This is a genomic window from Streptomyces sp. NPDC051913 (assembly GCF_044593635.1).
Taxonomy (GTDB): Bacteria; Actinomycetota; Actinomycetes; order Streptomycetales; family Streptomycetaceae; genus Streptomyces.
The window spans coordinates 1-1,126 of sequence record NZ_JBIUCI010000051.1; the positions used below are offsets into that span (position 1 = coordinate 1).

At 68.4% G+C, this 1,126-nt stretch carries 1 protein-coding gene; it reads right to left on the reverse strand.

Annotation, left to right across the window (positions count from 1 at the left end):
- Positions 1-944, reverse strand: a 944-nt coding sequence (locus tag ACIHIX_RS47885) for an L-serine ammonia-lyase (RefSeq protein ID WP_399966980.1), incomplete at its 3' end; no start/stop codon positions are given.
- Positions 945-1,126 lie beyond the last annotated feature (182 nt).

Genomic DNA, 1,126 nt, shown 5'->3' on the forward strand with positions numbered 1-1,126 from the left:
CGCACGACCCCGTCCTCGTCGGCTCCGGGGACGAAGTTGATGTAGTAGTGCAGGACGGCCGGGATGATGCCGGCCGCGCCGTTCGTCGGGGCGGTCACCACGCGTCCACCGGCCGCGTTCTCCTCGTTCACCGCCATGGCGTAGAGGGTGATCCACTCCATCGCGTGCGCCAACGGGTCGCCCTCCGCCCGGAGTTGGCGGGCGGTGACGGCGGCGCGGCGCTTGACCCGGAGTCCGCCCGGCAGGATGCCCTCACGGGTCATGCCGCGTGAGACGCAGGCCTGCATGACGCGCCAGATGTCGAGGAGTCCGGACCGGATCTCGTCCTCGGTGCGCCAGGAAAGCTCGTTCTCCAGCATGAGGGAGGAGATCGACAGGCCCGTCTCCTTCGTCAGACGCAGGAGCTCGTCGCCGGTGCGGAAGGGGTACTTCAGGACCGTGTCGTCCAGCTTGATGCGGTCCGCGCCCACCGCGTCCTCGTCGACGACGAAGCCGCCGCCCACCGAGTAGTACGTCTTCGACAGCAGCTCCGCCCCGGACGCGTCGAACGCCCACAGCGTCATGCCGTTCGCGTGGTAGGGGAGCGTCTTGCGGCGGTGCAGGACCAGATCGTCGTCGTAGGAGAACGCGATCTCACGCTCCCCCAGCAGGTTCAGCCGACCCGTGTCCTTGATCGACGACACCCGGTCGTCCGCGGTCTCGACGTCCACCGTACGAGGGGACGCGCCCTCCAGACCGAGCAGCACCGCCTTGGGTGTGCCGTGGCCGTGGCCGGTCGCGCCCAGGGAGCCGTACAGCTCCGAGCGGACCGTCGCCACCGAGGACAGCACACCCTCGTTGCGCAGACGGCGGGCGAACATACGGGCCGCACGCATCGGGCCGACCGTGTGCGAGCTCGACGGACCGATGCCGATCGAGAACAGGTCGAAGACCGAGATGGCCACGGGAACTCCTAAAGAAAGGGTGGGGGCACACGCCATCGGGTGCCCCCACCAGGGAACTACTTGTTCAGACCGGGGTAAAGCGGGTGCTTGTCGGCGAGTGCCCTGACCCGGGTCTTGAGGCTTTCGACGTCGTACGACGGCTTCAGCGCCGACGCGATCACGTCGGCGACCTCGGTGAAGTC